Source organism: Thermodesulfovibrio aggregans (assembly GCF_001514535.1).
Classification (GTDB): domain Bacteria; phylum Nitrospirota; class Thermodesulfovibrionia; order Thermodesulfovibrionales; family Thermodesulfovibrionaceae; genus Thermodesulfovibrio; species Thermodesulfovibrio aggregans.
In genome coordinates, this window is the sequence record NZ_BCNO01000001.1 from 345,787 (window position 1) to 372,427 (window position 26,641).

Genomic DNA, 26,641 nt, shown 5'->3' on the forward strand with positions numbered 1-26,641 from the left:
ATTTGCAGTATTATATAGAGAAAAATTGCAAAAATTCAAATATTGAAGATGCCCAAAATCATTACCAATCCGAGAATTATGAGCAAAACTCCGATTATATAGTTAATCCATTTAAAAACTTTCATAAATTTTCTCAAATATCGCATGGCTGTATCAATCAGGACAGAAGAAATTAAAAAGGGTATTGCTATCCCAAGTGAATATGCTCCAAGCATTTTCATACCTGTTAACACACTTCCGCTCATGCTTGAATAGATTAGAATACTTCCAAGAACAGGACCTATGCAGGGAGACCATCCTGCAGCAAAACCAACTCCAACTAAAAAAGCACCTACTGGTGTGCCAAATTTCTGTAGTTTTATATTGAGTCTGAACTCTCGCATAAAAATTCCAGATTTTATGAGTCCAATAAGAAGAAAACCAAATAGAACTAACATAATACCACCAGCTACTCTCAGATAATCCTGATAGTCAAAAAAAAGACTTCCAAGAAAAGAACTTCCTGCTCCAAGAGCAAGATATACTGTTGAAAAACCAGCAATGAATAAAAGAGTGTGAAACAAAATACGAAGTTTAGAACTACCCTGATAAATCTCAGTTACTGAAAGTCCAGAAAAAAGAGAGACATATACAGGAAGTAAAGGTAAAATACAGGGAGAAAAAAAGCTTATAAATCCTCCTATAAAAGAGGTAGTAAATGTTATCTCGTTCATCTACCACACTCGGTGGGATCGCCTTTGAGTTTATCAATTGCATGGGGAAGTGCATCTATAATGGCTTCTAAAGATTCCTTTACAGCTTTTGGACTTCCCGGAAGATTAATTATTAGAGTTCTTCCTCTGATTCCTGCAACTGCCCTTGAGAGCATGGCTGTCTTTGTTTTTGCAAGACCTGCTATTCTCATCGCTTCAGCAATTCCCGGCACTTCCTTTTCAATGACTTCAAGGGTTGCATCTGGAGTTACATCTCTTGGATAAAGTCCTGTACCTCCATTGGTAAGAACTAAATCTGCATGAGAGACTGCCTCAAGAATTGCCTGTTTTATCTCTTCCTTTTCATCGGGAACTATCCTATAAAAAACAACCTCTGCCCATTGGGAGACTATCTCTTCAATAACTTTTCCGCTTAGGTCCTCTCTCTGTCCCTTTGAACCTTTATCAGAGACTGTAATTATAGCAACTCTGTATTTCATAATACTTTAATCTCATCTCCCACTTTAATTTTTCCTCCCTTTAAAACCTTTGCAAAGATACCCTCTTTTGGCATAATACAGTTACCAACAATTTTAAAAATTTCACATTTACTGTGACAGCTTTTGCCATGCTGTGTAATCTCTAAAATTACTTCACCAATCTGTAATTTTGTACCAACAGGAAGACTGAGCAACTCTATTCCCTTAGTGGTAATATTTTCTGCAAAATCTCCGTAATTCAGGGTTAAGCCTTTATCCATCATTTTTTGAATGCTTTCAAGCGCTAATAGGCTTATCTGTCTATGCCAGTGGGAGCTTGCATGGGCATCTCCTTCAATCCCGTAATTCTCAATAACCATTGCCTCTTTTATAGACTGTTTTGTTGTGCCTTTATTTTTACTTATGTTTATTGAAACCACAACTCCTTGCATAATAAAATTATAGAACAATAGCTAATGAACAAGCAAAACAGGAGTTGAAGAATTCTTTATCACCGCTTCAGCAACACTTCCTATTATCACTGCCTCAGTGTAAGATCTTCCTTTAGAACCAATAACAATTAAATCAGTCTCTTTTGATTTTTTAAGAATCTCCTCTGCAGGACTGCCTGATAAAATTTCATACTGCAAGTTTTTATCAATTTTTTCAATCTCTCCTGAAGCTTCCTCCCTGAGATTTTCAATGTATTTTTCCACTTCTGAAGGTTCTTCAATAATCATTTTTATCTTTTGCTCTGGCACAACATGTAAAACTTTTAATTGACAGTTCCATTTTTTTGCTACTTCCTTTGCAATCTCAAGAGCTCTCAAAGAATAGGAAGAAAAATCAATAGGACATAAAATTCTCTTTACCTTTATTGCTTGAGGGCTGATTTCTTTAAAATCTTCTCCTTTTACAATCAAAACAGGTATTCTAAGTCCTTTGAGAATCCTTTCTGATGTGGAAGGTCTTGTAATATGTGTCTTAAATCCTATTGCAGCAATAGCTTTTTCATCTTTGATTACTTCCTTTATGCTCTCAATAAGTCTTCCAAAGACCACTTTAATATCCACATCTAATTTATATATGGCAATTTCTTCAACCAGCGATTTCAGGGTTGCCTCAGCTTTCTGCTTTTCTTTGTTAATGTAAGGCATAAGATATGCCGGTGGAGTAAGAGTATATTCCATGATGTGAAAAAGACAGAGTTTTTTACAGTCAAAGGTTTGAGAGAGCCACAATGCATGGGAAAGCACGCTTTTGGTAGCAGATTTGAAGTCTAAGGCTACATAGATTTTTTCTACTTTCATTTTTTCACCGTGCGACCGAGTTTTTCCTCAACAGATTTAACCTTTGCCTCAATTCTTCCTTTAGCACCTTTTCTGTCATCAATCTTAATGTCAATCACAACTCTTTCCACCTCTTCCATCAATGCATCTCTACACCTTTTAATGAGAGCCATTACTTCATCCCAATCTCCCTCTAAAATTGTCCCCATTGCGTGAAGTTTATAGGAAATTCCACTTTCATCAACAATTTTTATTACCTTTGCCACATAGTCGCTGACACTTACACCCACTCCTAATGGAACTATGCTAAATTGGGCAATCATTTTTCCCCCCTTCTCAGTATACATCCTCAGCGACTTTTACTGTAAGGTCACCAAGCATGTTTGTGTAGCTGCCAAGCTCATTGTCATACCAACCATAAATAACAGCCTGAGTTACGGGAATCTGAAGTTTATCAGTGACAGGTGAGCCAATGTTGCACATCTTTGATATATCAAGTGTAATCATTGCTGTTCTTGTATGTGTCTCACTTCCTTCAATTATTGCTGCAGGGCCAAAGTATCCAACTATGTCTGTTGATACTTTTTGATCCTCTGTGAAAAGCAGATAACCTCTTTTTTCTCTTTCAGCTGCTTCCTTGTAAATCCTGTTTATCAGGTCTCCATCAATTATATTGCTCTCTTCATCTCTAAATGCTACAACAAGTATTATCAATGAACCGGTTACAATTGGCACTCTTACAGATTGGGCAATAAACCCAATGTTTTTCATCTCAGGTAAAACAAGTGCAAGAGTTTTGGCAGCTCCTGTGCTTGTGAGAATAATGTTGTTCATGGCAGAGCGGATTTTTCTTAAATCCTTTGCATCTGTCTTTGGAACTCTGTCAAGTACCTGCTGAGATGCTGTTACTGCATGAACTGTTGCCATTGAAACACTGAGAATTCTCTCTGGCCCGAAGTAATCAAGTAAGGGCTTCATCATATGAGCCAGACAAGTTGTTGTGCAGGAAGCGCCGGAAATAATGATGTGCTTTTTGCTGTCATACATTTCTTCATTAATGCCCATTATTACTGTAACTGAGTCATCGGGAATGTCCTTTGTTTTATCTTTAATTTTAAAAGGAGCACTCACTATGACCTTGTATGCACCGGATTCAAGATGTCCTCTTACTGAGCCATCTTTTGCATCAGAGGGTAAAGTGGGATCAAGAAACTTTCCTGTTGTGTCAACCACAAGCCTTGCACCATACTTTTCCCATCCAATTTCCTTAGGATTTCTACTTTCTGTAAGAATTTTTACCGGAACTCCATCTATTACAATTGTTGAATTTGCCTCGTCAATTTTTTCTATGACTGATTTTGAACGATAGCCATAAAGGTAATTGTGAAGTCTGCCATAGGTAGAGTCATGCTCAATATAAAAAGCCACGTCTTTTAGTGATTGTCCAGCTTTTCTACCGAGATTAACAATAATCTGAGAAAAATGCTTTCTTCCAATATGATGCCACAGGGTAAGTTTACCAATCCTTCCTAAACCATTAATTCCTAAAATCATTTTTGACCTCCTTATACTTTAAGTTTAAAAATACTCTGAAGAGAGATAAATTGTTTGTGTTTGATGAACTCCAAAATAGACCATTCCGTTTCTGCCATCAATGCTTATGTAGTCTCCTTTTTTAAGTATCTTCTTGCCAATTCTACATTTTTTCTCATTTTGATAGACAATCATTTTTGAAAAACCAACAACACAGGTTTTGCCAAGCTTTGTTGCAATTATTGAGGCATGAGATGTTGAACCTCCTCTTGCAGTGAGTATTCCATCTGCTGAGGCAATGTGAACAATATCATCTGGAACAGTATCTGCTCTCACGAGAATAACAGCCTCATGGGGATTTTTTTGCTTAAATTCCCTTATGTCATCAATATCAAAGACAACTCTACCAGAAAGAGCTCCGCCACTTACTCCTATTCCTGTTCCAAGTTTGCTTTCATTCAAGGAGTTTCCCGGAATAAATACTGTCATGAGCTGTCTTTTCGCATAACTCATCTCTCTTGTCTGAAGAATGTACAGATCATTTTTACCCCTTCCTTCAAAAGTAAACTCAATTTCCTGATGATCCCATCTTTCTCTGTAAATCAGAGTGTCTGCAATCTCAATCAAAGATTCATAAATCTCAGGAAAAGCTTCCTCAAGAGATTTTTCATTGAGCCTGCCTTCAGCATTTTTCTGCTCAACAGATATAGGATAGGTTTTCACAAGTCCAGAGACAATGTCCTCACCCTGAGCTCCAGGAGTATAATCACCCCATAGCACAAGTGTGTCAGTAGAATCCTTAGGATTTCTTGTAAATAAAACACCAGAGCCAGAGTTTGCATCAAGATTGCCGAATACCATCTTCTGAACAATCGCAGCTGTCCCCCAATCTTCTGAAATTCCGAGAATTTCTCTGTATGCCTTTGCTTTGGCAGAGTACCAAGAGTTAAAAACCTGAGAGATTGCTGTCTCCAGTTGTTTCCAGGGATCTTCTTCTATGTATATACCTCTGGATAAAATGAAATCCTTATATGCCATCGCAACTTCTTTCATCTGTGAGGGTGTAAACTGAATTTTAAATTCTACCCTGTATTTTTTCTTGAAATCGTTAATGATACTGTCAAAATCATCTCTATCCAAGCCAAATGACATTCCCCAGCACTGCAGAAATCTTCTGTAGCTGTCCCAAACAAACCATGGCTTGCCTGTTTGTTTGATGAGTCCCTCTATGATTTTTTCATTTATCCCTACATTTAAGAACGAATTCATCATTCCGGGCATGGATATGGCACCACCGCTTCTTACAGAAACCAGTAAAGGATTTGATGCATCTCCAAATTTTCTGTTTGTAAATGCTTCAAGTCTTTTCATTGCCGAGTGAATCTCTTTGTTTAAATGTTCTTTAACTGGCTCAAAGTTATTTATTGCCTCTTTACAACGAAAAACCTCTGTTGTCAAGATAAATCCTGGAGGAACAGAGATTCCTTTACGGGCAAGCTTGATTAAGTTGTGTCCTTTGTTTCCAAGATGAATTCTATCGTTTATCTCTTCCCTTGGATGATAGATATCACATAAAATCTTTTTCGGATCATAGGTCATTAAAAGATCAAGGTCTTTATAGTTTAATTTTTCTGCCTGATTATAGGAAGCCTTTATAACTCTGCTGATGAGACGGTCAAGCTGGTTTAAACCGGGATACTCAGTAACAATTTCCCTTAAAAATTTCTCAGATAGAACATTCACCAATTCAAAATCTTTAAGTTCGCCCTGTTCTGCATCTTTTGGAAACTTCATTATTATTTTCTTTAGCCACTTTTTATATGGAGCTGTGCAGTAGGTGTTTACAATATCGCTTACAGATTCAGCAAGATTTCTAAAGATATCCATGTACTGAGAAAATGTAAATCTTCTTATTTCTAAAGCAACCGAAAGCATTGATAATGTATTGATATATTTCTGGGAAGAGATTCCATTGAGCTCAAGAATTCTACCAAAAAGCTTGAGATACTTCTCTATCCTGAAAAGAGTTGCTCTTGTTATGAAACTAAGGTCTATGGATTGTTCAACTTCATCAAGAAGACTGTTAAGTAAATTTTCAAGTCTTAAAAAAACAGAAAGAGCATTAAATTTTCTCTCACTATATCTTCCTGAGACTGAAGGAATTCCTGCAACAATATGCCTTTTGTGTGTTATATCTTCAAAGGCTTCGTATTTTTCTGATGAGAGCATAATTTTTTTAAGACTCTCAAGATAAGTTACAAGAGCATCAACTTTTTTGAATAATGAGCTATCCTGTAAAACGTCAACCAGATAACTTGCATCAGGTAATCCATGATAAAAAGCCTCTTTTAAAAAACTTTCAACTTCAATAACTTCTGTTTTGTATTTTGCATGAAGAAGTTGATAAAGTCTTATTGTGAGCATTGCCTTATTTTTAACAATCTCACTTACAGGGAAGGATTCAACTTTATTTACCAGTACATCTATTGGTGTTAAAAGAATCTGCTCAGTAGTTAAATCATTCAAAAGTCCCTTAAATAAGAGCTGTAGCTCTTTTAGATGATCATCTATTAATTTGAGCTCTTCCAAAATTTCTTCTGAAACATAGGGCTCCAGAACTTTTCTATCAGCGGTAATCCAGAATTGTATTGTCTTTTCAATTAAATCAACTAACAGAGGGCTACTTTCTACATGAATCTGTTTTCTTATAAAATGCATAAGAGGGTCTTTTCTCTTGAAGATTTCATCGACCTGAGTTGAGACCGTTCTTAAAAGTCCTTCGGCATTTATCTCGTTAAAATAAACAGGAATTTTTTTAAGTAGCGGTTTTATAAGATAAAATACTTGCGAGATTTCAGAGTTAAGAAGTTTTGTCACATCTCTCTGGAAAAGATCAGTATCCTTTATATGAATACCACCAAGAAATAAATAGATAGTAAGTGCTGAAATAAGCTCTTTTGATTCTTGAGGATTTTTTGATATCAAATCAAACCATAACCTGAGATTGGCAATGTGGTATTGATTGATATTTATCGTGTAATCTCTGTAAAATCCTTTAAATTGAGGTGTATGAAAACCTAACAGAATCAGATTTTCTATATAAAAATTTAGAATTTCAGGTATTTTCAATCTATAAATAGCATTGCCAACTTCTTCAAGACAGAATATGACAGAAGCAGGTAGCACATAAAAGAACTTATCAAGTTTTTGGAAAACAGAACTTAAAAGTAAAATTAGCTTTTGAGTATCAGCTCTGTTAAAACTCAGCAAGAAATTCTTTATAACCCGTCCAAGTTCTCGTAAAGAAAACTCATGAAGATCCTTTAAATGTTCAGTATCCAATATCCAAAATAGATAGTAAACAGTAATTTGAAGATTTAATAATGAATCACCGGAATCAGAGAAATTCTTTGGAAGTTCTCTTAATTTATTTAAAAGCTCAGTCTGGGAAGGAATCTTTAAAAGTTTGTTAAGATCATGAGTATTAGAGATTTCTTGGAATGCTGACTCTAATTCATTAAATAGAGATTCGCTTGCATGTTTTATAAACATCGCTCCAGCAGGTAAAAATTTTTTAAAGTACTCATCAACTCTTTGAATTGAGAGAAAAGATGAATAAAGCGAAAACAGATATTTCTGATAAAGAACTGTAAAAGAGTTTAACAACCGCGGGTCTTTAATATCTTTTCTTATGATTTCTCTTGCTATGCTTTTCAGAATTTCAAGGTTTTGAATGTAATCTGTAAGAGGAATTGAGGAAAAATAATCAAAAACTTCTAATATGGTCTCATTGAGAAAATTTTCGGTAACCTTGCCTTCTTCAAATAACTTTAAAATAACTTTTGAGATAGACTTTAAAAATGCCTGTTTTTCATCTGTTTGCTGAAATCCCTCAAGTAAGTATCTAATTAAAGCACAGGTTGCCTCATATCCATAAGAATCCTTAAAGTAATAGCTTGCGTATTTTAGATAATGATTTTCTATATCCTGAGCTCCGCATGAATTGTAAGGAGAACATTTAAGCTTTTCAACTAAATCAACGGCACTCTTCAGGATACCAGGATAAGGGGAAAAAATATGGAGGACTTTATCAAGCTTTTTCTCAATAGTTTGGTTCATTTCATTTTAATTATATCAAATTTATAGTAATGAGAAGCTATGGTATGTTAAAATTAAAAAAGATTTCACAGGAAGATGAACAAAAACAATCTTTTTCATGATATTCATGAAGAGTGTGGCATTTTCGGTATCTTCGGGCATCCTGAAGCTGCCAACCTAACCTATTTGGGACTTTATGCTCTTCAGCATCGCGGGCAGGAAGGTGCTGGAATTTGTTCATCCGATGGAGTGAAGCTCTATCTTGAAAAATCCCTCGGACTTGTAGCTGAAATATTCAATGAAAAAGTCTTAAGAAATCTACCAGGACACATAGCAATTGGACACAATAGATACTCAACAACTGGTTCAAGCACCATAGAAAATGTGCAACCGCTTATGGCAACATATTCGCTCGGAAGTATTGCCATTGCCCATAATGGAAACCTCGTAGACATAGATGGATTGAAAAGCAGACTTGAAAAAGATGGAGCAATATTTCAAACCACCTCTGATAGTGAAATAATTTTACATCTTATTGCAAGAGCTAAAGATGGACAGGTGCACGAAAGAATTGCAAATGCAGTAAGACAGGTAAGAGGAGCTTTTTCATTGCTTCTTATGAATGAAAAAGAACTGATAGCTATCAGAGATCCCTTTGGAATAAGACCATTATCATTAGGACAGCTAAAAGATGCCTATGTATTAGCTTCAGAGACCTGTGCTTTTGATCTAATTGGTGCCACCTATATAAGAGACATTGAACCAGGTGAGATGCTGATAATAGATGAAAATGGAGCCAGATCCATAAAAATATTTAACTCTGTCAAGAAAGCTCACTGTGTATTTGAGTTTATTTACTTTGCAAGACCGGACAGCTATATATTTGACCACACCTGCGTAAACACAATAAGGAAAGAACTTGGCAGGCAACTTGCACGAGAACATCCCATTGATGCTGACATAGTTATTCCAGTCCCAGACAGTGGAGTTCCTGCTGCACTGGGATATGCTGAACAAAGTGGAATCCCCTTTGAGTTTGGTTTAATAAGAAATCACTATGTTGGAAGAACATTCATAGAGCCAAAACAGAGTATAAGACACTTTGGTGTCAAAATAAAGCTTAATCCTGTAAGAGAAGTCTTAAAAGGTAAAAAAGTTATTGTAATTGATGACTCAATTGTAAGAGGTACAACTTCAAAAAAAATCGTGAAAATGATAAGAGAACTTGGAGGAGCAAAGGAAGTTCATATGAGAATAAGCTCCCCACCAACCGTAGGACCATGCTTTTATGGAATAGACACACCAACAAGACAGGAGCTTATTGCTTCATCTCACAAAATTGAAGAAATAAGAAAATACATCACTGCAGACTCGCTTGGTTATCTAAGCCTTGAAGGATTGAAAAAAATCATTCCCAATTCTGACCTTTACTGCATGGCATGCTTTAACTGTAAATATCCCATCGAGTTTGAACATAAGAAAATCACTCAGATGGAGCTTTTTTCATGAATGTAGAACCTCTTATAAATATTTATAAAACAAATCTTAAAATCAAGAAAGATGAGAATGTTCTTATTTTTACTGACACCATAAGGGAAGACGAAGTTATCCCAGAAAATGAAAGAACAAGAAGAAATGCACTGTTGGAAGTGGCAAAAAAACTTCAACAGGTAGGAAAAACTTTTTGTAGAAAAGTCATCTATGCAGAGTATCCATCACTTGGAGTTCATGGAATGGAACCACCGGAGAAAATATGGAGACTTGCCTTTGGAGACAGAGCTATAGATAATCTTAAAAAAACAGGATTGTTTGAAAAACTTCTCAGTAAAAATATCTCTAAAAAAGAAAAACTCATGGTAAAGAAAATAATCAAAGAAAACTTTAGTAACGCTATCAATGCAGTAATTGCCCTCTCCAATTTTTCTACCAGTCACACAAATTTTAGAGATTTACTTACCAAACTCTGTGGTACAAAATATGCCAGCATGCCACTTTTTGATATTTCAATGCTTGATGGAGCAATGTGTGCAGACTGGAAACAAATCAAAAAAAGAGGAGTGGCATTAAAGAGAGTGCTTGACAGCATATCAAAAATTCACGTAAATACACCAAATGGCACAGAGATTAAGTTATTGAAGGGAAAAAGAAAAGTGTATGTTGATTCAGGAATTTTAACCAGAAAAGGAGCCTTCGGAAATTTACCGGCAGGAGAAGTTTTTTTAGCTCCTCTTGAGGGTACAGCAGAGGGAAGACTCGTTATAGAGTGGGCACCTACGAGAAAACTAAACTCACCTTTGATTTTAAATGTTAAACATGGTAAAGTTGTCTCAATAGAAGGAAACGACCCTTATAAAGATGAGCTTGAAAGAAAACTGAATGAAGCACCAGAAAACAACAATATTGCTGAGCTTGGCATAGGTATTAATGATAAAGCAAGCAGACCAGACAACATACTTGAGTCAGAAAAAATTCTTGGTACAGTTCATATTGCTTTTGGGGATAACTCATCTTTTGGTGGTAAAATCAGAACTCCCTTTCATCAGGATTATATATTTTTTAAACCAACACTTTATGGTATTACCGATAAGGGAGAGAAGATAAAAATTCTTGAAAACGGTTCTTTTCTGGTATAATATTTAGTTATGAAAGCACAGATAGAGATAGAGTTTAAAGATTTACCGGTTGAGAAAATTCAACGAGCCATCATGGAGATGATTCAAACATTTAAAACTCTTGACATGATTGATGATGCCAGATTTCAAATATTCACGCCAAATGGAACAGTAACAGAAAAATGCATAGTTCAGGAAAATAAGGTAGTTGCTTGAAGAAGAAAGAATCCTTTGCTGTAAGCAAAGGAAGTTTCAATGAAAATAATCTGCCAGAATAAAAAAGCATACGCTGATTACCACATTGAAGAAACAATTGAAGCAGGCATTGTTCTAACTGGAACTGAAGTAAAGTCCTTAAGAGAAGGAAAAGCAAACTTAAAAGACAGTTATGTAATAATAAAAGATGGAGAAGCCTGGCTTCTTAACTGTCATATAAGCCCTTACAGTCATGGAAATATCTATAATCATGACCCATTAAGAACAAGAAAACTTCTTTTACATAAAAAAGAGATAGAAAGACTCAGCGGTAAAGTTCAAAGACAGGGTTATACTCTTATTCCATTAAAACTATATTTCAAAGGTCCTTATGTTAAGGTCGAGATAGCCCTTGCAAAAGGTAGAAAGAAATACGAAAAAAGAGATATAATTAAAAAGAAAGAGGCTCAAAGAGAAATTGAGCGTGCCATTAAAAACAAGTGATCTTTAACAAGGGGGCGAAAGGACTCGACGGAGGTAGTGAGAGCTAAGCTGCATGCCGTGGTCCTCACCGCCACGTAAAAAAGGTGGGAAAAACACAACTGCCAACTCTGAATTGGCACTCGCTGCTTAATTAAAAGCAGCCGTCTTCCTGAGTTTTGCTCTGAGGCTCAGGCAAGACGTCATAAATCAGAGCTCCTCTTAAGCATTTAACCCGGTGCTTAAGAGAAGACCTCAGGGTTGTAGGAACTTAGAGAGCCAGTGGAAGGGCGAGCTAAGTTCCGAATTTCAAAACTTCCACTAAGCATGTAGAAGCTTAGTGGTAGCACCTTCGGACGCGGGTTCGATTCCCGCCGCCTCCACCAAAAAAGTCTTAAAAATCAATAATTTTTTCCCGACTTTGACAGTTAAAAATTTAAAATCCTTTATTTTCAATATGTTAGGGCGCACCTGTCCTGTTTACTCCACTACAATTTCTTTGAGGATTACTGGCGGGATTTTTACTCCTAAGGCTCTCAATATCTGATTACTCTCTCTGCAGCTGTCCTTGCATAAACCTCTGTTTTTTCCGTCTTTATCTTTATCGCTCTTACTCTGTCAAGTTCCTCAATCGCTTGCTCTGCCGTTATGTAAAGCCCTGCCTCTGTTAACTTCCTCTGTATTACTCTTAATACGTAAAAGCTTAAAAAACATAGCATTATATGTCCCTTTATCCTTCTTTCAGTCCAGTGATACACGGGTCTCAGGTCAAGACTGCTTTTCATGCATCTGAATGATTCCTCTATCTTGTAAAGCATTTTGTATGCTCCAACAACTTGCTCCTCTGTAAGATGGCTGTTGTTTGTTACATATCCAAAATATCCATCCCATCGGGACTCCTGCTTTATTTTCTCTTCATCTATGGATACCTCTTTATGCTTTACTCTCAGGTATTTGCTGTAAGAGGGCTTTATAAGGCTTTTTTGACCTTGATTGAGTTTTCTCTTAAGCCAAGTTCATCCCTGTAGGAATGGACAAGCTGTAGATATGTTATTGGTTTGTGCTTTGAGCCACCTTTTACTCTTCGGATAAACATATTTGTGCTCCTGATTTAGATTACTACAATGGTAAGGTGCGATAAAGATAGATAATTTATGTTACTACAAAATGGAGAAAAATTATAAAGTTAAAAAATGAAAATGTAGAAAAAATCAAAGAGTTAGGTTTTGTGAAAGGGGTAATTTTGAGCTAAAACTGTCAAAGTCGGGTAAAAAATTAGAATGTAGATTTTTCAACGGTTTACGACGATAAAATTGCAAAAATTAGCCTCCAACTGACAAAGTCAGGAAGACTTTACGGAAAATAGTATGAACATCCTCTTGGTTCTCTCGCTATTTTAGTGAACTGATATAAGATTCAAAAAGTTTTAAACTTTTTTTGTGTGTTTCTGTGAAGTTATAATCCATATTTTCTTTCCAGTAAAATAGTATTTCATCCTTTGTCATAAATTTTTTTAAGTTATAGGCTTCCACCATCTCTTCAGAGTATTTCATCCATTGATTTTTTGCATAAATTAGATTTTCCTTAAATTTGAGATAAATTCTGTAAAGCTCATTATCAGGCTTTGTGATTTCTTTTCTAACAATCCATAATGCAAAAACAAAGGGAAGTCCCGTATAGTTATACCATAGATTTGCAAGGTCATAAACTTTTTTGTTATTTAGAATTTTTCTATATTTTAGAGCATCGTCACCTATCAGCAAGAAAGACTCTCCAGTGAAAGGTGCTGATGAGATGTCATACTCTGGTTTTAATTCTAAAAATTTTTCTAATATTACCCTTAATAATAGATGAGAAGTGGCTGACTGATCTGTAAGCAGTATTTTTTTAGCATCAAGGGTTTTTAAATCATAATCACTGAAAAAAAGTACGCTTCCAACATATTCTTTTGAGCTTATACAAATTCCATCAACATAGTCATATATCTCTTGATTAAGTAAATACTCAACTGAGGAAGAAGGACTTAAATCAATTAAATCATTTCTCAATGCCCAGTTAAGCTGAGAAGGGACTCCTTTTACGAAATGAATGTCTTCTGTGATTAAACCTTCCTTTTCAAGAACATAAAATATGGGATAAACATTTGCATACTGAATCCAGCCAACCTTTAACTTCATCCTTTAATTACCCCCATTGGTCTAAGTTTTACAACTTTTTTTGCAATTCCTGCATTATGAACAACATCAACTACATTTGATACATTTTTATAAGCATCTGGCATCTCTTCAGCCAGTGTTTCCTTGCCAGCAGACCTCACGATAATACCTTTTTCAGCAAGTTCTTGTTTGATCGATCTTCCCTTTGCCTGTTTTATCGCCTGATTTCTACTGAGAAGCCTTCCTGCACCATGACAGGTTGAACCAAAGGTCTCTTCCATTGCTTTAGGAAGTCCGACAAGAACAAAGGAAACCCTACCCATGTCTCCTGGAATAATAACAGGCTGACCAATTTCTTTATAGCATTCGGGTAATTCTGGATGACCTTTTGGAAATGCTCGAGTTGCACCTTTTCTATGAACAATTAAACGCATTTTTTTGCCATTTATTGTATGAAACTCCTCTTTTGCAATGTTATGGGCAACATCAAAGACAACCTTCATTCCGAGATCTTTAGGTGATAACCTGAAAAGCATCAGAAATACCTCTCTTGTCCAGTGCATAAGACACTGTCTATTTGCCCATGCATAGTTAGCAGCACCTTTCATAGCAGCAAAATACTTTCCACCCTCTCTGCTTCGAAATGGAGCACAGGCAAGCTCTCTGTCTGGAAGTTCTATTCCGTATTTTTTTACTGCCTGCAACATCTCCTTTACATAGTCATCACATATTTGATGACCGAAACCACGAGATCCACTATGAATCATTACAGTAATTTGATTCTTAAACAATCCCATAGCCTGAGCAATCTCTGGTTCATAAACTTCATCAACATACTGAATCTCAAGAAAGTGATTACCTGAACCAAGAGTTCCTAACTGATCTTTACCTCTCTCATAGGCTTTTTTACTGATAACTTCAGGATCAGCACCTTCAAGGCATCCATAGGATTCAATTCTCTGAAGATCATCTGGTTCACCATAGCCGTGCTCCACTGCCCATATAGCACCTTTACGGACCACTTTTTTAAGCTCTTCATGATTAAGTTTTATTTTTCCAGTTGAGCCTACACCTGAGGGAATATGCGTATAAAGTAAATCAACAAGCTCTTTAAGTTTCGGTTCAACTTCCTCCTTTGTGAGATTGCTCTTAAGAAGCCTGACTCCACAGTTATGAACAACCACTCCATTTGCTATAAAATTGTGAGCCCTGTGGTATACCCCTATATCGTAAAAATAGTTATATTCAGGGATTATTTCTTTTTTTTGGATAATTTTTTCCTTTACAAAACCCCCTTTGACTCCAAATTCTTTTACAAACTCTTTAAATTCTGGGAATGTTTTAGGAACTCTTACTTTGCTATGCCTCCTGTATAAATGTCTTTCAACAAATCTTCTGTTTACAAGATCTTTAACTGAATCGTGAGCCTTTTGTAAGCTTTTAGTATTTTTATAGATCTTTAAAGCAGTTTCATATGCCTTTGTTATTAAATCTTTAATTAGTGTTTTTCTTGTAAGATAGGCATATCCAAAAAGCGCCCTTTCTTTTTTTTCTAAGTCATATTCATAATTTATTTTTCCCAAAAAAACTTTTATGTTTTCCTCTCCAACAATAGAAAGCCTGTAGGTAACATTATTTTTTGATTTAATCTTGTATATAATGCAGTGAATTCCGAATTCTTCTAGAAGGCTTTTAATTCTTTTCAGAAAATCAAAAAGACTATCCTCTAAATCCTTTTTCTTCGCCTGTGTAAGATTAATTGGCAGTGGAGTGCATTTTTTAAAATTCAAAATACTACCGTCAGCACCAAAAAATCCTGCTAAAAAATTTCTTTTAATCCATAAAGGTGCTTTCATTATCCAGTCAGGAACATCATAAGCTATTTCTGTTTTCTTACCAAATGGAACACCAAGTTTTTTGAGTAATAGGGCAAAGGCTCTTGACGCAATTCTTAATTCAGCAGATTTAGATTTTCCTTCATAATTTCCGCTTACAGTTTCAATTGAGTATGTTCTCTCTCTCACATGTAAAACTGAAGAAATTCCAATTTTTTCTAAATCTTTCATCAATTCATTTAGATTATTAGCCTTTCCATAAAAGCTGACTGTTAGTCTCCCCTGCATAGTTCCTAAATGCCTGTGTCCAAAAGCAAATCCAATAACTCTTGCCAAGATTCCAGCGAAAGAGTCATTCCATCTGAGAGGTAGAATTTTTCGTGCCCTTAAATATTGAATAATCTGTGGATCTTCTCCTTGAAAACTGCCTTCATCAATAATCACTCCTTCTTTTTCCTCATATTCAACTCCTTCAAAGGGATAAACTACAATATAGTCGTCTTCCTTGATATTTTCTAAGCTCACATAACCTTGAGGTGTTAAAATGGGATGCTCCTTACTCCCCTCAATTAATCTCCCTGTTTCAGTAACAATTCTCAAAGCAGATTCCTTTTCATCTATTTGTCTTCTGGTAGCAAGTAAAACATCAGAACAGTCATTGTGTCCTTCTTCTGAATTAAATAGCTTTAATCTTTCCCCTCTATATTTATCAAAGACATCTTCAATACTTATCCAATAACCATGTTCAGTTAAAATTTTACACCCCGGACTTAGGCAGTTAATATCGTATCCCACACCTCCAGGAGAGATAACTCCTTCCTCTGCATCAAAGGCTGCAACTCCACCAATAGGAAAGCCATAGCCTGTATGAATATCTGGCATTGCAAGAGATTTTCCAACAATTCCAGGAAGAGTTGCCACATTGGCAACCTGTCTTACGGATTCAAGCTCAAGTTCCTGTTCAAGGGTTTCATCTACAAAAATAATTCCTTCAGTTCTCATTCCCTGAACAAATCCCTTTGGTACTCTAAGCCTGTATTGGTCTATTCTTTCTGTTCCTTCTATTTTTGGCATGGGACACCTCCTTTGAGGCTGGCTTTAATTTTATTATAGCTTTAAATATCAAAAATTATCTCTGCTATCCAGTAATCGTTTTCTTTTTTTAGAACAAGATTGTGATATGTGGCGGCTTTTACGAGGAGTTTTCTTTCATGTTTTTCCGGGTTAAAACTCTCGCCATAGACTTCCGCCTTTAGACTTTTTTCTTTAAGCTCTAATTTTATTTCTCTTCCAATAAATCCATAGGCATCAAACTGGAAAATAAGCTCATTTAGAAAGCTTACAAGAAGGTCTTCGAGTGTTTCTTCTGAGATAGAAATCTCGCTTTTCTGTGCAGGTTTTACAAGATTTATATCAGTAATTAAGCTATAAAGACCCAATCCTGCATTTACAAAGCATTCTTCAAGGGTTTTTCCTTCTGCTCTTAATCCAATATCTCCTGCGACATCTATAGCTCTGTAACTCATTTTATGCTTCTTAATGCATCTTCAATAAACTCCTTAACCTGAGGGTCTTCTTCCTTTGATAAAGCATCAATCAATGCAGGTTTTGCAGAAGAATCACCAATTATTTCAAGAGCATAGGCTGCATCTCCCCGAATGTTTTTTCCTTCTGATTTTAAGAGTCTGATAATATCAGGCACGATTTCCTGCAGTAAGGCAGGATTTTTTAGCTTTATTTCTTCAATTATTGCAAATGCTCCCACTTTAACTCTTAATCTTTCATCAGCAATCATTTTCGGTATTAACTTAATCTGCTCAGGTTCATGCTCAAAAAAGGTAATTATGTTTTCAAGATAGCCATTGTCAAGATAATCAAAAAGCATCTCCTCAAAGGCTTCACCTTCCCAGTTGCTAAAACTTTTACCATTATTGCTCATATTCTCACCCATGCCAGTCAGATTTTATACGACTTCTTCCTCTTATGTATTTTTCTGCAGAAAGTGCGGCAATTGCACCCTGAGCACAGGCAATGACAACCTGTCTTGTATGAGGACTTGCCACATCTCCTGCTGCAAAAACTCCCTGAATATTTGTTTGCATGAAATTATCTACCACAATAAATCCTTTTTCATCAACCTTTATAGTCTCTCCAAGAAAATCAGTAATTGGTTGAGAACCTTGAATATAAACAAAAACTCCTGAAACTTCAATATGTTTTTCTGCTCCTTCAGGTTCTTTTAATAACACTCCTGTAACAAAATCTGTTCCTGTTATCTCTTTTATTGAATGGGAAGTTAATATCTCAATTTTTGGATTCTCATAGACAGGATGACCAGATTCTACCTTTAATTTTGAAGAGGAAGTTATCAGAAAAACCTTATCAGCAAATTCTCTTAAATACAATGCTTCTTTAGCAGCTTCTTCACTGTCACCAAGCACTGCCACAGTCTTTCCTCTGAAAAAGGGAGCATCACATACTGCACAGTAGCTTACACCTCTGCCAAGAAGTTCTCCTTCACCCTTGATTGTTGGCTTTCTTCCCATAGAGCCTGTTGCTATTATGACTGCTTTTCCTCTATAACTACCAGCCATTGTTACAACTTCCTTTGTTTCAGATACCAGATCAACCCCAACAACCTGTTCTTCCCTGTATTCAACGCCAAAGGATAGTGCCTGTGCCCTGATTCTTTCAAGAAGTTCCTTACCAGTTAAAGGTTTCTCAAGACCAGGATAGTTTTCGATCAAAGAGGCATAGGCAAGAGCTCCTGCAGTCTTTGATTTATCAAGTACAACTGTTTTTAAATTTGCCCTTGCCGAGTATATTCCTGCAGTAAGTCCCGCAGGTCCTCCACCTATTATTATTACATCATAAATTTCTGTCATTTTTACCTCCTACTATAAAAGTTTTAAAATTGAAAAATCTCAAAATATTGTAATATGTATCTCTCTGGGCTGGTCTAAATCCTGAAGCTTTTATAGCTTCAATTATCTCTTCCATGCTCACACGATAGCAGACTCCTGCTGCCCTCACAACATTTTCCTCAAGCATTGTAGAACCAAAGTCATTGGCACCAAAGCGTAATCCTACCTGAGCAATTTTTATTCCCTGCGTTACCCATGAAACCTGAATGTTCGGAAAGTTGTCGAGGTAAATTCTACTTAATGCGAGAACTCTCAGATACTTAACAGCACCAGAGGGCATGAGTTCTGGATTTTCTTTTTTAAGCTCCGTGTTACCGGGCTGAAAACTCCATGGAATAAATGCTGTAAATCCAGAGGTTTCATCCTGAAGTCTTCTTATTGCGTCAAGATGCTCAACTATGTCTTCTTCTGTGTCAATGCTGCCAAACATCATTGTTGCTGAGGTTTTCATTCCAATAAGATGTGCCCGACGCATTACTTCCAGCCATTCCGCTGTTTTTATTTTATTGGGAGACTGAAGTTGCCTTACTCTGTCAGAGAGTATCTCTGCACCGCCACCAGGAATTGAGTCAAGTCCTGCCTGTCTTAGTTTTTCAAGAACTTCTTTTATTGATAAACCCTCTTTTCTACTTAAAAAAGAAATCTCAGGGGGTGAAAATCCATGAACATGAATTTTGAAATTGTTTTTTATGAATTTAAGCATGTCAATGTAAAAATCAAGCCCGAGCTTAGGGTGAACTCCTCCCTGAAGAAGTATCTGGGTTCCGCCTTTTTCAACTGTTTCCTGAATTTTTTTTGCAAGCTCTTGTTTTGTAATAACATAGGCTTCTGGATGTCCTTCCGGTCTCCAGAAAGCACAGAATTTGCAGCGATTAATACATATGTTTGTATAGTTAATATTTCTATCAACAACAAAGGTAACAATGCCTTCTGGATGAATTTTTTTTCTTATTTCATCAGCAGCTTTTCCAAGTTCATAAATTGAGGCTTCTTTTAGCATCTCAAGGGCTTCTTTTTTGCTCACTCTTACCATAGCTTTATCACATTATAGAAACTGTCTCTCTGAGCAGGAACTTTGCCTGTCTCTCTTATTAGATGAACAAGTTCCTCGATGGTATTACCTTTTTTCGAACGAGCACCTGCTGAATGGGCAATTCTCTCTTCAATTACTGTTCCTTCAAGGCAGTCAGCACCAAAAAGCAGTGAGAGCTGGGCAAGTTTTTCTCCAAGCATTATCCAGTAAGCTTTTATATGGGGAATGTTGTCAAGCACAAGCCTTGAAACAGCTATTGTTTTTAAATCATCTATTCCACTTGGATAGGGAACTTTTATCTCATTGTTTTCAGGTTGATAACTCAAAGGTATAAAGGCAAGAAAGCCTCCTGTTTGATCCTGAAGTTCTCTCAATTTCATTAAATGGTCAACTCTGTGTTCATATGATTCAACGTGTCCATAAAGCATTGTAGCATTTGTTTTAATTCCAAGTTCATGGGCTGTTTTTATTATCTCAAGCCATCTTTCGCCTGATATTTTTTCTGGACATATTTTAGCTCTTACATGAGAATTGAAAATTTCAGCTCCTCCCCCTGGCATTAAATCAAGCCCTGCTTCTTTAAGTTTAATTAGGGTTTGTTCTACAGTTAAACCCGATTTCCTTGCAAAATAATCAATCTCTACTGCTGTGAATGCCTTTATCCCAATTGAAGGAAATTCTTTTTTAATAGTAGAAAGCATCTCAAGATAGTATTCAAACTGCCAGTCAGGATGAAGTCCTGATACAATATGTACTTCGCTTAGATAGCCAATTTCCCTCTCAGCATCTTTAAGCTGAGCTATTATCTCATCAATACTTAGTTCATAAGCACCCTCCTGTCCTTTTGACCGAGAGAAGGCACAGAATCTGCATCTGTTGACACATATATTTGTGGGATTAATGTGTCTGTTTACGATAAAATAAACTCTGTTTGAATTGAACTTTCTTGAAACCTCATCTGCCATTTCACCGAGCTCGTAAATATTGTCTGAATTGAAAAGAAATAGTGCTTCCTCTCTGGAAAGTCTCTCTCCTTCTTTAATTTTTCTTCTTATTTCGCCAAACATAAGCTTATTATAGCACTGCTTATTGATTTATTTTAAGTTTTAATTTAAAATTTTTATATTTACCATTAAGAGGCGGGCTATGTTTAAAAAAGTTTTGATTGCAAACAGAGGAGAGATTGCATTAAGAATAATCCGTGCCTGTAAAGAGCTCGGCATACGTACTGTTGCCATATACTGTGAACCTGATGCAACTGCAAGATATGTAAAAAAAGCCGATGAAGCCTATCTTGTAACCCCGGGTCCGCTGAGAGGTTATCTTAATATTTATGGAATAGTTGAGCTTGCAAAAAATGTTGGAGCTGATGCAATACATCCAGGATACGGTTTTCTTGCTGAAAATCCTCAGTTTGCTGAAGCCTGTGCACAGGCTGGAATAACTTTCATTGGTCCTAATGCAAATGCAATTAGAAAAATGGGGCTTAAAGATCAGGCACGCAAGATTGCTGAAAAGCTTGGCATTCCGCTTTTACCGGGCACTCCTCCTTTAAAAGGCATTGATGAGGCAGTAGCTGCAGCCAAAGAAATTGGCTATCCTGTGATGATTAAAGCTGTTGCAGGAGGAGGTGGTAGAGGTTTAAGAATCTGCTATGATGAAGAATCCTTACGGAGACAGATACCAATTGCCATGTCAGAGGCAAAAAAAGCCTTTGGTGATGAGAGATTTTTTATAGAAAAATACCTTGAAAGACCACATCACATAGAAATTCAAATTATGGCTGACAGATACGGCAACATAATTCATCTCGGAGAGAGAGACTGCTCAATACAGAGAAGGCATCAAAAGTTAATAGAGATAGCTCCTTCTCTTTTGCTTACAGAAAAGGTAAGAGCTCAGATGGGTGAAGCAGCAAAGAGACTTGCCTATGAAGTTGGCTATGATAATGTAGGAACAGTTGAGTTTCTTGTTGATGAAAATCTAAATTACTACTTCCTTGAGATGAACACAAGAATACAGGTTGAGCATACAATAACAGAGGAAATTACAGGCATTGATCTTGTTCAAAACATGATAAAGATTGCCTGTGGTGAACCTCTGAGCATAAAACAATATGAGGTAATGCTAAGTGGATATGCGATTCAGTGTAGAATTAATGCTGAAGACCCTTTAAACGACTTTCTTCCATCTACAGGAGTTGTCACTGCCTATTATTCTCCAGGAGGATTTGGAATAAGAATAGACGGACATGTTACAGAAGGTTATCATGTTCCACCATATTATGACTCTCTCTTAGCAAAACTTGTAGCTCGTGGTCGCACATGGGAGGAAGTTGTAAGAAGAATGCACCGTGCTTTGAGTGAGTATATAATCAGAGGAGTTAAAACAACAATCCCCTTATACATAAAAATCATGGAAGATGAAGACTTCCGTAAAGGCAACTTTAGCACAAAGTATTTAGAAGAAAAACTTCCGAGCCTTATTTATAGTGAAGAAAAAGATCCCTTTGATCTTGCAGTGGTATTGTCTGCTGCAATTGTTGCACACAGCAGAGTTTAAATAAATTAGTGAGGTGTAAAGATGTCTAATTCACCTGTTAAAATTATGGATACAACTTTTCGAGATGCCCATCAGAGCCTTCATGCTACAAGAATGAAGCTTGAAGATATAGTCCCGATTGCCGAAAAAATGGATCAGGTAGGGTTTCATTCTCTTGAAGTATGGGGTGGTGCAACTTTTGACAGTTGCTTGAGATTTTTAAGGGAAGACCCCTGGGAAAGATTGAGAACCATAAGAACACTTGTTAAAAATACGAAACTTCAGATGCTTTTAAGAGGACAGAATCTTGTTGGATACAGACATTATCCCGATGATGTGGTTGAGAAGTTTGTGGAAAAAACAATTGAAAACGGCATAGATATTTTAAGAATTTTTGATGCTCTCAACGACTTAAGAAATATGGAAAGCTCTATAAAAGCAACACTAAAGTATGGTGGAACTGTAGAGGCAGCCTTCTGCTATACAATAGGACCCATTTACACCATAGATTACTTTGTTGAACTTGCAAAAAAGCTTAGAGACATGGGGGCTCATATAATATGCATAAAGGACATGGCAGGGCTTCTTGATCCATATACAGCCTATGAACTTATAAAAAGATTGAAAGAAGAGATAGATCTACCAATTCATCTTCATACTCATGATACAGCAGGTATGGCAGTTGCAACTACAATCAAGGCAATTGAAGCAGGAGTTGATATAGTTGATACTTCCATCTCAACAATGGCTGGTGGAACATCTCAACCTCCGCTTGAAACAATATGTCATATACTAAAAGGAACTGAAAGAGACCCTAAATTTAATATGGAACTTCTTGATGAAATTGCCGACTACTTCTATGAAGTAAGAAAAAAGTATAAATCCCTTGAAAGTGAATACATTGGGCCAGACCCAAAAGTTATTGTTTATCAGGTTCCGGGTGGAATGTTAAGTAATCTTGTTAATCAACTAAGAGAACAGAATGCTCTGCACAGAATGAAAGAAGTTTTAGAGGAAATTCCACGAGTAAGAGAGGACTTTGGATATCCACCTCTGGTTACTCCTTCAAGTCAGATTGTGGGAACACAGGCAACTTTGAATGTGCTTACCGGTGAGAGATATAAAATGGTAACTACAGAAACAAAGAATTATTTTAAAGGTCTTTATGGTAAACCACCTGCACCGGTAAATGAAGAGGTCAGAAAAAAAATACTTGGTGATGAAGAATTTATAACCTGCAGACCGGCAGATCTTCTTGAGCCTGAGTTTGAAAAAGCAAAGGCAGAACTAAAAGATAAAGCCCGTTCCGATGAAGATGTGCTCAGTTATTGTCTCTTTCCTAAAATATATCTCGAATTTCTTGAAGCAAAGGAAAAGGGGATTAAAGAGGAGATACCGGCACCGAAAAAAGAGGAGGCTAAACCTGCTCCAAGTCTTGCTCCAACAGAGTTTATGATAAATCTATACGGTGAATCCTATCATGTAAAGGTTGGAGGCAAAGGACATAAAGTTGATGGAAAGAGACCCTATTTTCTTTATGTAAACAATCAACTTGTTGAAGTCATAGTTGAACCATTGCAGGAGATTGTGCCAAGTGAAGAAGGCAAGGTTGAGATAAAACCAAAGGAATCTATAAGACCAAGACCATCTGAGCCAGGTGATATATCCTCACCAATGCCAGGAACAGTTGTGAAAATTAAGGTCAAAAAAGGTGATAAAGTCAGTGCAGGAGATACTGTTGTAATAGTTGAGGCAATGAAGATGGAAAATGAGATTCACTCACCAATTGATGGTGTAGTTGAAGAAATCTACATAAAAGAGGGTGACATGGTAAATCCTGATGAAGTGATGATAAGGATAAGATAATGGATTTTACAGGCATTATAAGACAGATTATAATTTCAGCGCCTGCCGTATTGATTGCGATCGTGTTTCACGAGCTTGCACATGGCTGGGTCGCATACAAACTTGGTGACAATACGGCAAAACTATCAGGAAGACTCACTCTAAATCCCATATCTCATATTGATCCTTTTGGAACTATAATAATGCCTTTTATGTTGCTGATACTTACAAGTGGGCAATGGGTTTTTGGTTATGCAAAGCCCGTTCCCGTAAATCCTTACAACTTCAAAAATCCCCGTGCAGGAATGGCTCTATGTGCAGCAGGAGGACCTGCGGCAAATCTTGCCGTTGCAATAGTCTGTACAATTCTAATTAAATGGCTCATTTTACCGCTTATGGGTGCTATACCTGATTTTATATTTGATCCAATTGTTTTGATTCTTAAAGCAACAATCATGATTAACATTGTTCTCGCAGCCTTTAATTTAATTCCTATTCCACCTCTTGATGGAGGAAGAATTCTAATGGGTGTGTTACCACTTAGGTATTCTCAATTGATGGAAAGAATTGAACCTTTCGGCTCTTTGATTGTTATATTAATGATTATTACAGGCTTGACCAGTGTTTTTGTATGGCCACTGGTAAAGCTTTTTTTCAACATTCTTTCACTTTTTTATTGAACCTTGAACTTTGAACTTTGAATCGCCCGCAGGGCGGTTGAACCTTGAACTTTGAATCACCCGTTAGGGTGGAGAGGAGGCACGAATGGATAGAGTATTAAGTGGAATGCAACCAAGCGGACCACTTCATCTTGGAAATCTTATTGGAGCGCTTTCAAACTGGGTAAAGCTTCAGGACAAATATGAGTGCTACTTTTTCGTTGCAGACTGGCACGCCTTAACCACAGGATATGGAAATCCTTCACAGATAAAAGAATACACGATTGATCTTCTTATGAACTTTATAGCTGCAGGTCTTGATCCAGAAAAATCAACAATTTTTATTCAGTCACAGGTTCCCGAGCATGCAGAACTGCACATATTTTTAAGCATGATAACTCCTCTTGGATGGCTTGAAAGAGTTCCCACTTATAAAGAAAAAAAAGAGCAGATTAAAGATAAAGACCTTGATACCTATGGATTTCTTGGATATCCAGTGCTTCAGACAGCAGATATAATTATTTACAGGGCAAAGTATGTGCCTGTTGGGATTGATCAGATTCCCCATCTTGAGATTTCCCGTGAAATTGCAAGAAGGTTTAACTACCTTTACGGAAAAGAGTTTTTCCCTGAGCCTGAGGCTTTGCTTACAGAGTTCCCAAAAGTTCCTGGAGTAGATGGAAGAAAAATGTCAAAAAGCTATGGTAATGCAATATATTTAAGCGATGATGAGAAAACAGTTACAGAAAAGATAAGAACAATGGTCACAGACCCGGCAAGAAAAAGAAGAACAGACAAAGGCGATCCTCAGAAATGCCCTGTATTTGACCTGCATAAAATATTTTCTACAGAAGAAGAGAGAAAAGAAGTAATAGCTGGCTGCACCCGAGCAGAAATTGGATGCATTGACTGTAAAAAAATTCTTATAAAACATGTAATAGAAACATTGAAACCAATATGGGAAAAGAGGCAAAAGCTTATTGATAATCCATCGCTTCTTATTGATATTGCTCAGGAAGGCTCTAAGAAAGCAAAAAAAGTAGCAGGTGAAACTCTCAAAGAGATGAAGGAGGTCATAGGATGGATTTCTTAAGATATGCCAGACAGATGCTCATAGATGGATGGGGAGAGGAAGGACAGAAAAAGTTAAAAAATTCTACAGTTTTTGTTGCTGGTGCAGGTGGTCTTGGAAGTCCTGTATCAATCTATCTTGCTGTTGCAGGAGTGGGCAGGATAATAATATGTGACTTTGACTCAGTTGAGATAACCAATTTAAACAGACAGATACTTCACAGTCATACGAGAATTGGAATAAATAAAGCCCTTTCAGCAAAGATAACTCTTACTGCCATAAATCCCGATGTTGAAGTAATCCCAATTACTGAAAAGATTACAGAGGATAATGCCTTTGAACTTGTTGGTGATTCACAGATAATTCTGGATTGCATGGATAATCTTGAGACAAGGTATATTCTCAATGAAGTTGCCATAAAAAAAGACATTCCACTTGTCTTTGGTGCAATTTATGGTATTCAGGGAATGATAAGCTTTATTAAGCCACCAGAAACACCCTGTCTAAAATGTCTTTTCCCTGAAGCTCCACCAAAAGAAACTTTTCCAGTAGTTGGTGCAACACCTGGTGTGATAGGAGCACTTCAGGCATTGGAAGCAATAAAATACATTGTTGGCATTGGCAAACTCTTTAAAAACAAGCTTTTTGTATGGGATGGCATGAGCGGGGACTTCAAAACCTTTAAAGCACAAAAGGACCCCGCATGCCCTGTCTGTGGTAAAATTTAAATCATGGAATATGTTAACGATTTCATGTATTTTATAATAAAGCCTCTCGAGGATGGCAAGCACATTTATTGCTCTGGTGTGAACCTAACAAAGTTTTCACCAATTACAAAGGGAAGACACAGGCTGGGACAGAACCCTGCTGTAAAGGGACTTCAAACCTTAAACAACGACATAAGGGCAATCATAATTGAAAACGGAGCTTCACCTGAGACAGTTAAAAATCTCCTTTGCCAGCATGTAAAACCTATAAATGAAGACCTGTGGTATACTGAGTCTTTTTTAATTCACAACTATACAGAATCTCTGGGAGAAAAAATAAAAAAGTTTGCTCCCTCTGAGTTGATAACAAAAATGTTCAGAGCTATGCTTATAAATGAGTCTGTCCCTAAGGGTCTTTCAGAGATAGAATTTCAGCAATATCTTTACGATTTATCCCTTAAACTTTCTAATATCTAAACTATTCCGGAGGC

At 36.6% G+C, this 26,641-nt stretch carries 26 protein-coding genes and 1 other RNA gene; 11 read left to right on the forward strand and 16 right to left on the reverse strand.

Annotation, left to right across the window (positions count from 1 at the left end):
- Positions 1-35 precede the first annotated feature (35 nt).
- The 7 genes from TAGGR_RS01660 to TAGGR_RS01690 are packed head-to-tail and all read right to left on the reverse strand — an operon-like array spanning position 36 to position 8,112.
- Positions 36-713 (reverse strand): cytochrome c biogenesis CcdA family protein, encoded by a 678-nt coding sequence (locus TAGGR_RS01660; protein WP_059175628.1) that lies wholly within the window; start codon positions 711-713, stop codon positions 36-38.
- Complete coding sequence (locus TAGGR_RS10390; protein ID WP_059175629.1) at positions 710-1,192, reverse strand: MogA/MoaB family molybdenum cofactor biosynthesis protein; 483 nt, start codon at positions 1,190-1,192, stop codon at positions 710-712. Before TAGGR_RS10390 ends, TAGGR_RS01660 begins: the two co-directional genes overlap by 4 nt.
- Positions 1,189-1,623, reverse strand: a complete 435-nt coding sequence (locus TAGGR_RS10395) for an MOSC domain-containing protein (protein ID WP_059175630.1) — start codon at positions 1,621-1,623, stop codon at positions 1,189-1,191. Before TAGGR_RS10395 ends, TAGGR_RS10390 begins: the two co-directional genes overlap by 4 nt.
- Before the next feature lie 21 nt (positions 1,624-1,644).
- A complete protein-coding gene (locus TAGGR_RS01675; protein ID WP_059175631.1) occupies positions 1,645-2,481 on the reverse strand; it encodes a universal stress protein in 837 nt (278 codons plus the stop codon).
- Positions 2,478-2,783: an MTH1187 family thiamine-binding protein gene (locus tag TAGGR_RS01680; protein ID WP_059176531.1), complete on the reverse strand. Its 306-nt coding sequence runs from the start codon at positions 2,781-2,783 to the stop codon at positions 2,478-2,480. The genes TAGGR_RS01675 and TAGGR_RS01680 overlap by 4 nt, the downstream gene beginning before the upstream one ends.
- Positions 2,784-2,796: 13 nt before the next feature.
- Positions 2,797-4,014 carry a type I glyceraldehyde-3-phosphate dehydrogenase gene (locus tag TAGGR_RS01685; RefSeq protein ID WP_059175632.1) on the reverse strand — a complete coding sequence of 406 codons (1,218 nt, stop codon included), beginning with the start codon at positions 4,012-4,014 and terminating at the stop codon, positions 2,797-2,799.
- 24 nt (positions 4,015-4,038) lie between these two features.
- Positions 4,039-8,112, reverse strand: coding sequence for a PEP/pyruvate-binding domain-containing protein (locus tag TAGGR_RS01690; RefSeq protein ID WP_059175633.1), 4,074 nt, complete (start codon positions 8,110-8,112; stop codon positions 4,039-4,041).
- Between the two features lie 75 nt (positions 8,113-8,187).
- Here TAGGR_RS01690 and purF point away from each other — a divergent pair, with 75 nt between their 5' ends.
- From purF to ssrA, 5 genes are all read left to right on the forward strand, one after another.
- Positions 8,188-9,600 (forward strand): amidophosphoribosyltransferase, encoded by a 1,413-nt coding sequence (purF, locus tag TAGGR_RS01695; RefSeq protein WP_059175634.1) that lies wholly within the window; start codon positions 8,188-8,190, stop codon positions 9,598-9,600.
- Positions 9,597-10,724, forward strand: coding sequence for an aminopeptidase (locus TAGGR_RS01700; protein WP_059175635.1), 1,128 nt, complete (start codon positions 9,597-9,599; stop codon positions 10,722-10,724). The genes purF and TAGGR_RS01700 overlap by 4 nt, the downstream gene beginning before the upstream one ends.
- Before the next feature lie 9 nt (positions 10,725-10,733).
- A complete protein-coding gene (locus TAGGR_RS01705; protein WP_059175636.1) occupies positions 10,734-10,919 on the forward strand; it encodes a hypothetical protein in 186 nt (61 codons plus the stop codon).
- 39 nt (positions 10,920-10,958) lie between these two features.
- Positions 10,959-11,402 carry an SsrA-binding protein SmpB gene (gene smpB, locus TAGGR_RS01710; protein WP_059175637.1) on the forward strand — a complete coding sequence of 148 codons (444 nt, stop codon included), beginning with the start codon at positions 10,959-10,961 and terminating at the stop codon, positions 11,400-11,402.
- Positions 11,403-11,412: 10 nt separating this feature from the next.
- Positions 11,413-11,764: a transfer-messenger RNA gene (ssrA, locus tag TAGGR_RS01715) on the forward strand.
- A 150-nt stretch (positions 11,765-11,914) separates the two neighbouring features.
- Here ssrA and TAGGR_RS10210 read toward each other — a convergent pair.
- The 9 genes from TAGGR_RS10210 to mqnE all read right to left on the reverse strand — a co-directional run bounded on the left by TAGGR_RS10210 (position 11,915) and on the right by mqnE (position 20,393).
- Positions 11,915-12,352 (reverse strand): IS1634 family transposase, encoded by a 438-nt coding sequence (locus TAGGR_RS10210; protein WP_082673520.1) that lies wholly within the window; start codon positions 12,350-12,352, stop codon positions 11,915-11,917.
- Positions 12,349-12,474 carry a hypothetical protein gene (locus TAGGR_RS10990; RefSeq protein WP_269083318.1) on the reverse strand — a complete coding sequence of 42 codons (126 nt, stop codon included), beginning with the start codon at positions 12,472-12,474 and terminating at the stop codon, positions 12,349-12,351. Before TAGGR_RS10990 ends, TAGGR_RS10210 begins: the two co-directional genes overlap by 4 nt.
- 295 nt (positions 12,475-12,769) lie before the next feature.
- A complete protein-coding gene (locus TAGGR_RS01725) occupies positions 12,770-13,555 on the reverse strand; it encodes a menaquinone biosynthesis protein (RefSeq protein ID WP_059175639.1) in 786 nt (261 codons plus the stop codon).
- The gene (locus TAGGR_RS01730) at positions 13,552-16,443 is read right to left on the reverse strand and encodes an intein-containing RtcB family protein (protein ID WP_059175640.1); all 2,892 of its coding nucleotides are present in this window, start codon (positions 16,441-16,443) and stop codon (positions 13,552-13,554) included. Before TAGGR_RS01730 ends, TAGGR_RS01725 begins: the two co-directional genes overlap by 4 nt.
- 41 nt (positions 16,444-16,484) lie before the next feature.
- Positions 16,485-16,895: an archease gene (locus TAGGR_RS01735; RefSeq protein ID WP_059175641.1), complete on the reverse strand. Its 411-nt coding sequence runs from the start codon at positions 16,893-16,895 to the stop codon at positions 16,485-16,487.
- Positions 16,892-17,308, reverse strand: coding sequence for a HEAT repeat domain-containing protein (locus tag TAGGR_RS01740; protein ID WP_161936155.1), 417 nt, complete (start codon positions 17,306-17,308; stop codon positions 16,892-16,894). Before TAGGR_RS01740 ends, TAGGR_RS01735 begins: the two co-directional genes overlap by 4 nt.
- 4 nt (positions 17,309-17,312) lie before the next feature.
- Positions 17,313-18,254 carry an NAD(P)/FAD-dependent oxidoreductase gene (locus tag TAGGR_RS01745; RefSeq protein WP_059175643.1) on the reverse strand — a complete coding sequence of 314 codons (942 nt, stop codon included), beginning with the start codon at positions 18,252-18,254 and terminating at the stop codon, positions 17,313-17,315.
- A complete protein-coding gene (mqnC, locus tag TAGGR_RS01750) occupies positions 18,238-19,326 on the reverse strand; it encodes a cyclic dehypoxanthinyl futalosine synthase (protein WP_059175644.1) in 1,089 nt (362 codons plus the stop codon). Before mqnC ends, TAGGR_RS01745 begins: the two co-directional genes overlap by 17 nt.
- Complete coding sequence (gene mqnE / locus TAGGR_RS01755; RefSeq protein ID WP_059175645.1) at positions 19,320-20,393, reverse strand: aminofutalosine synthase MqnE; 1,074 nt, start codon at positions 20,391-20,393, stop codon at positions 19,320-19,322. The genes mqnC and mqnE overlap by 7 nt, the downstream gene beginning before the upstream one ends.
- 79 nt (positions 20,394-20,472) lie before the next feature.
- Between mqnE and accC the strand changes: the two genes are divergently transcribed.
- The 6 genes from accC to TAGGR_RS01785 all read left to right on the forward strand — a co-directional run bounded on the left by accC (position 20,473) and on the right by TAGGR_RS01785 (position 26,627).
- On the forward strand, positions 20,473-21,888 hold the full coding sequence (gene accC / locus TAGGR_RS01760) for an acetyl-CoA carboxylase biotin carboxylase subunit (protein WP_059175646.1): 1,416 nt from the start codon (positions 20,473-20,475) through the stop codon (positions 21,886-21,888).
- A gap of 21 nt (positions 21,889-21,909) precedes the next feature.
- A complete protein-coding gene (gene oadA, locus TAGGR_RS01765; protein WP_059175647.1) occupies positions 21,910-23,733 on the forward strand; it encodes a sodium-extruding oxaloacetate decarboxylase subunit alpha in 1,824 nt (607 codons plus the stop codon).
- Complete coding sequence (locus tag TAGGR_RS01770; protein WP_059175648.1) at positions 23,733-24,392, forward strand: site-2 protease family protein; 660 nt, start codon at positions 23,733-23,735, stop codon at positions 24,390-24,392. The genes oadA and TAGGR_RS01770 overlap by 1 nt, the downstream gene beginning before the upstream one ends.
- An 85-nt stretch (positions 24,393-24,477) precedes the next feature.
- Entirely contained in the window at positions 24,478-25,464 is a 987-nt protein-coding gene (gene trpS / locus TAGGR_RS01775; RefSeq protein WP_059175649.1) for a tryptophan--tRNA ligase, read from the forward strand.
- Positions 25,452-26,171 (forward strand): HesA/MoeB/ThiF family protein, encoded by a 720-nt coding sequence (locus tag TAGGR_RS01780; RefSeq protein WP_059175650.1) that lies wholly within the window; start codon positions 25,452-25,454, stop codon positions 26,169-26,171. The genes trpS and TAGGR_RS01780 overlap by 13 nt, the downstream gene beginning before the upstream one ends.
- A gap of 3 nt (positions 26,172-26,174) precedes the next feature.
- Complete coding sequence (locus tag TAGGR_RS01785; protein ID WP_153000412.1) at positions 26,175-26,627, forward strand: hypothetical protein; 453 nt, start codon at positions 26,175-26,177, stop codon at positions 26,625-26,627.
- Positions 26,628-26,641 lie beyond the last annotated feature (14 nt).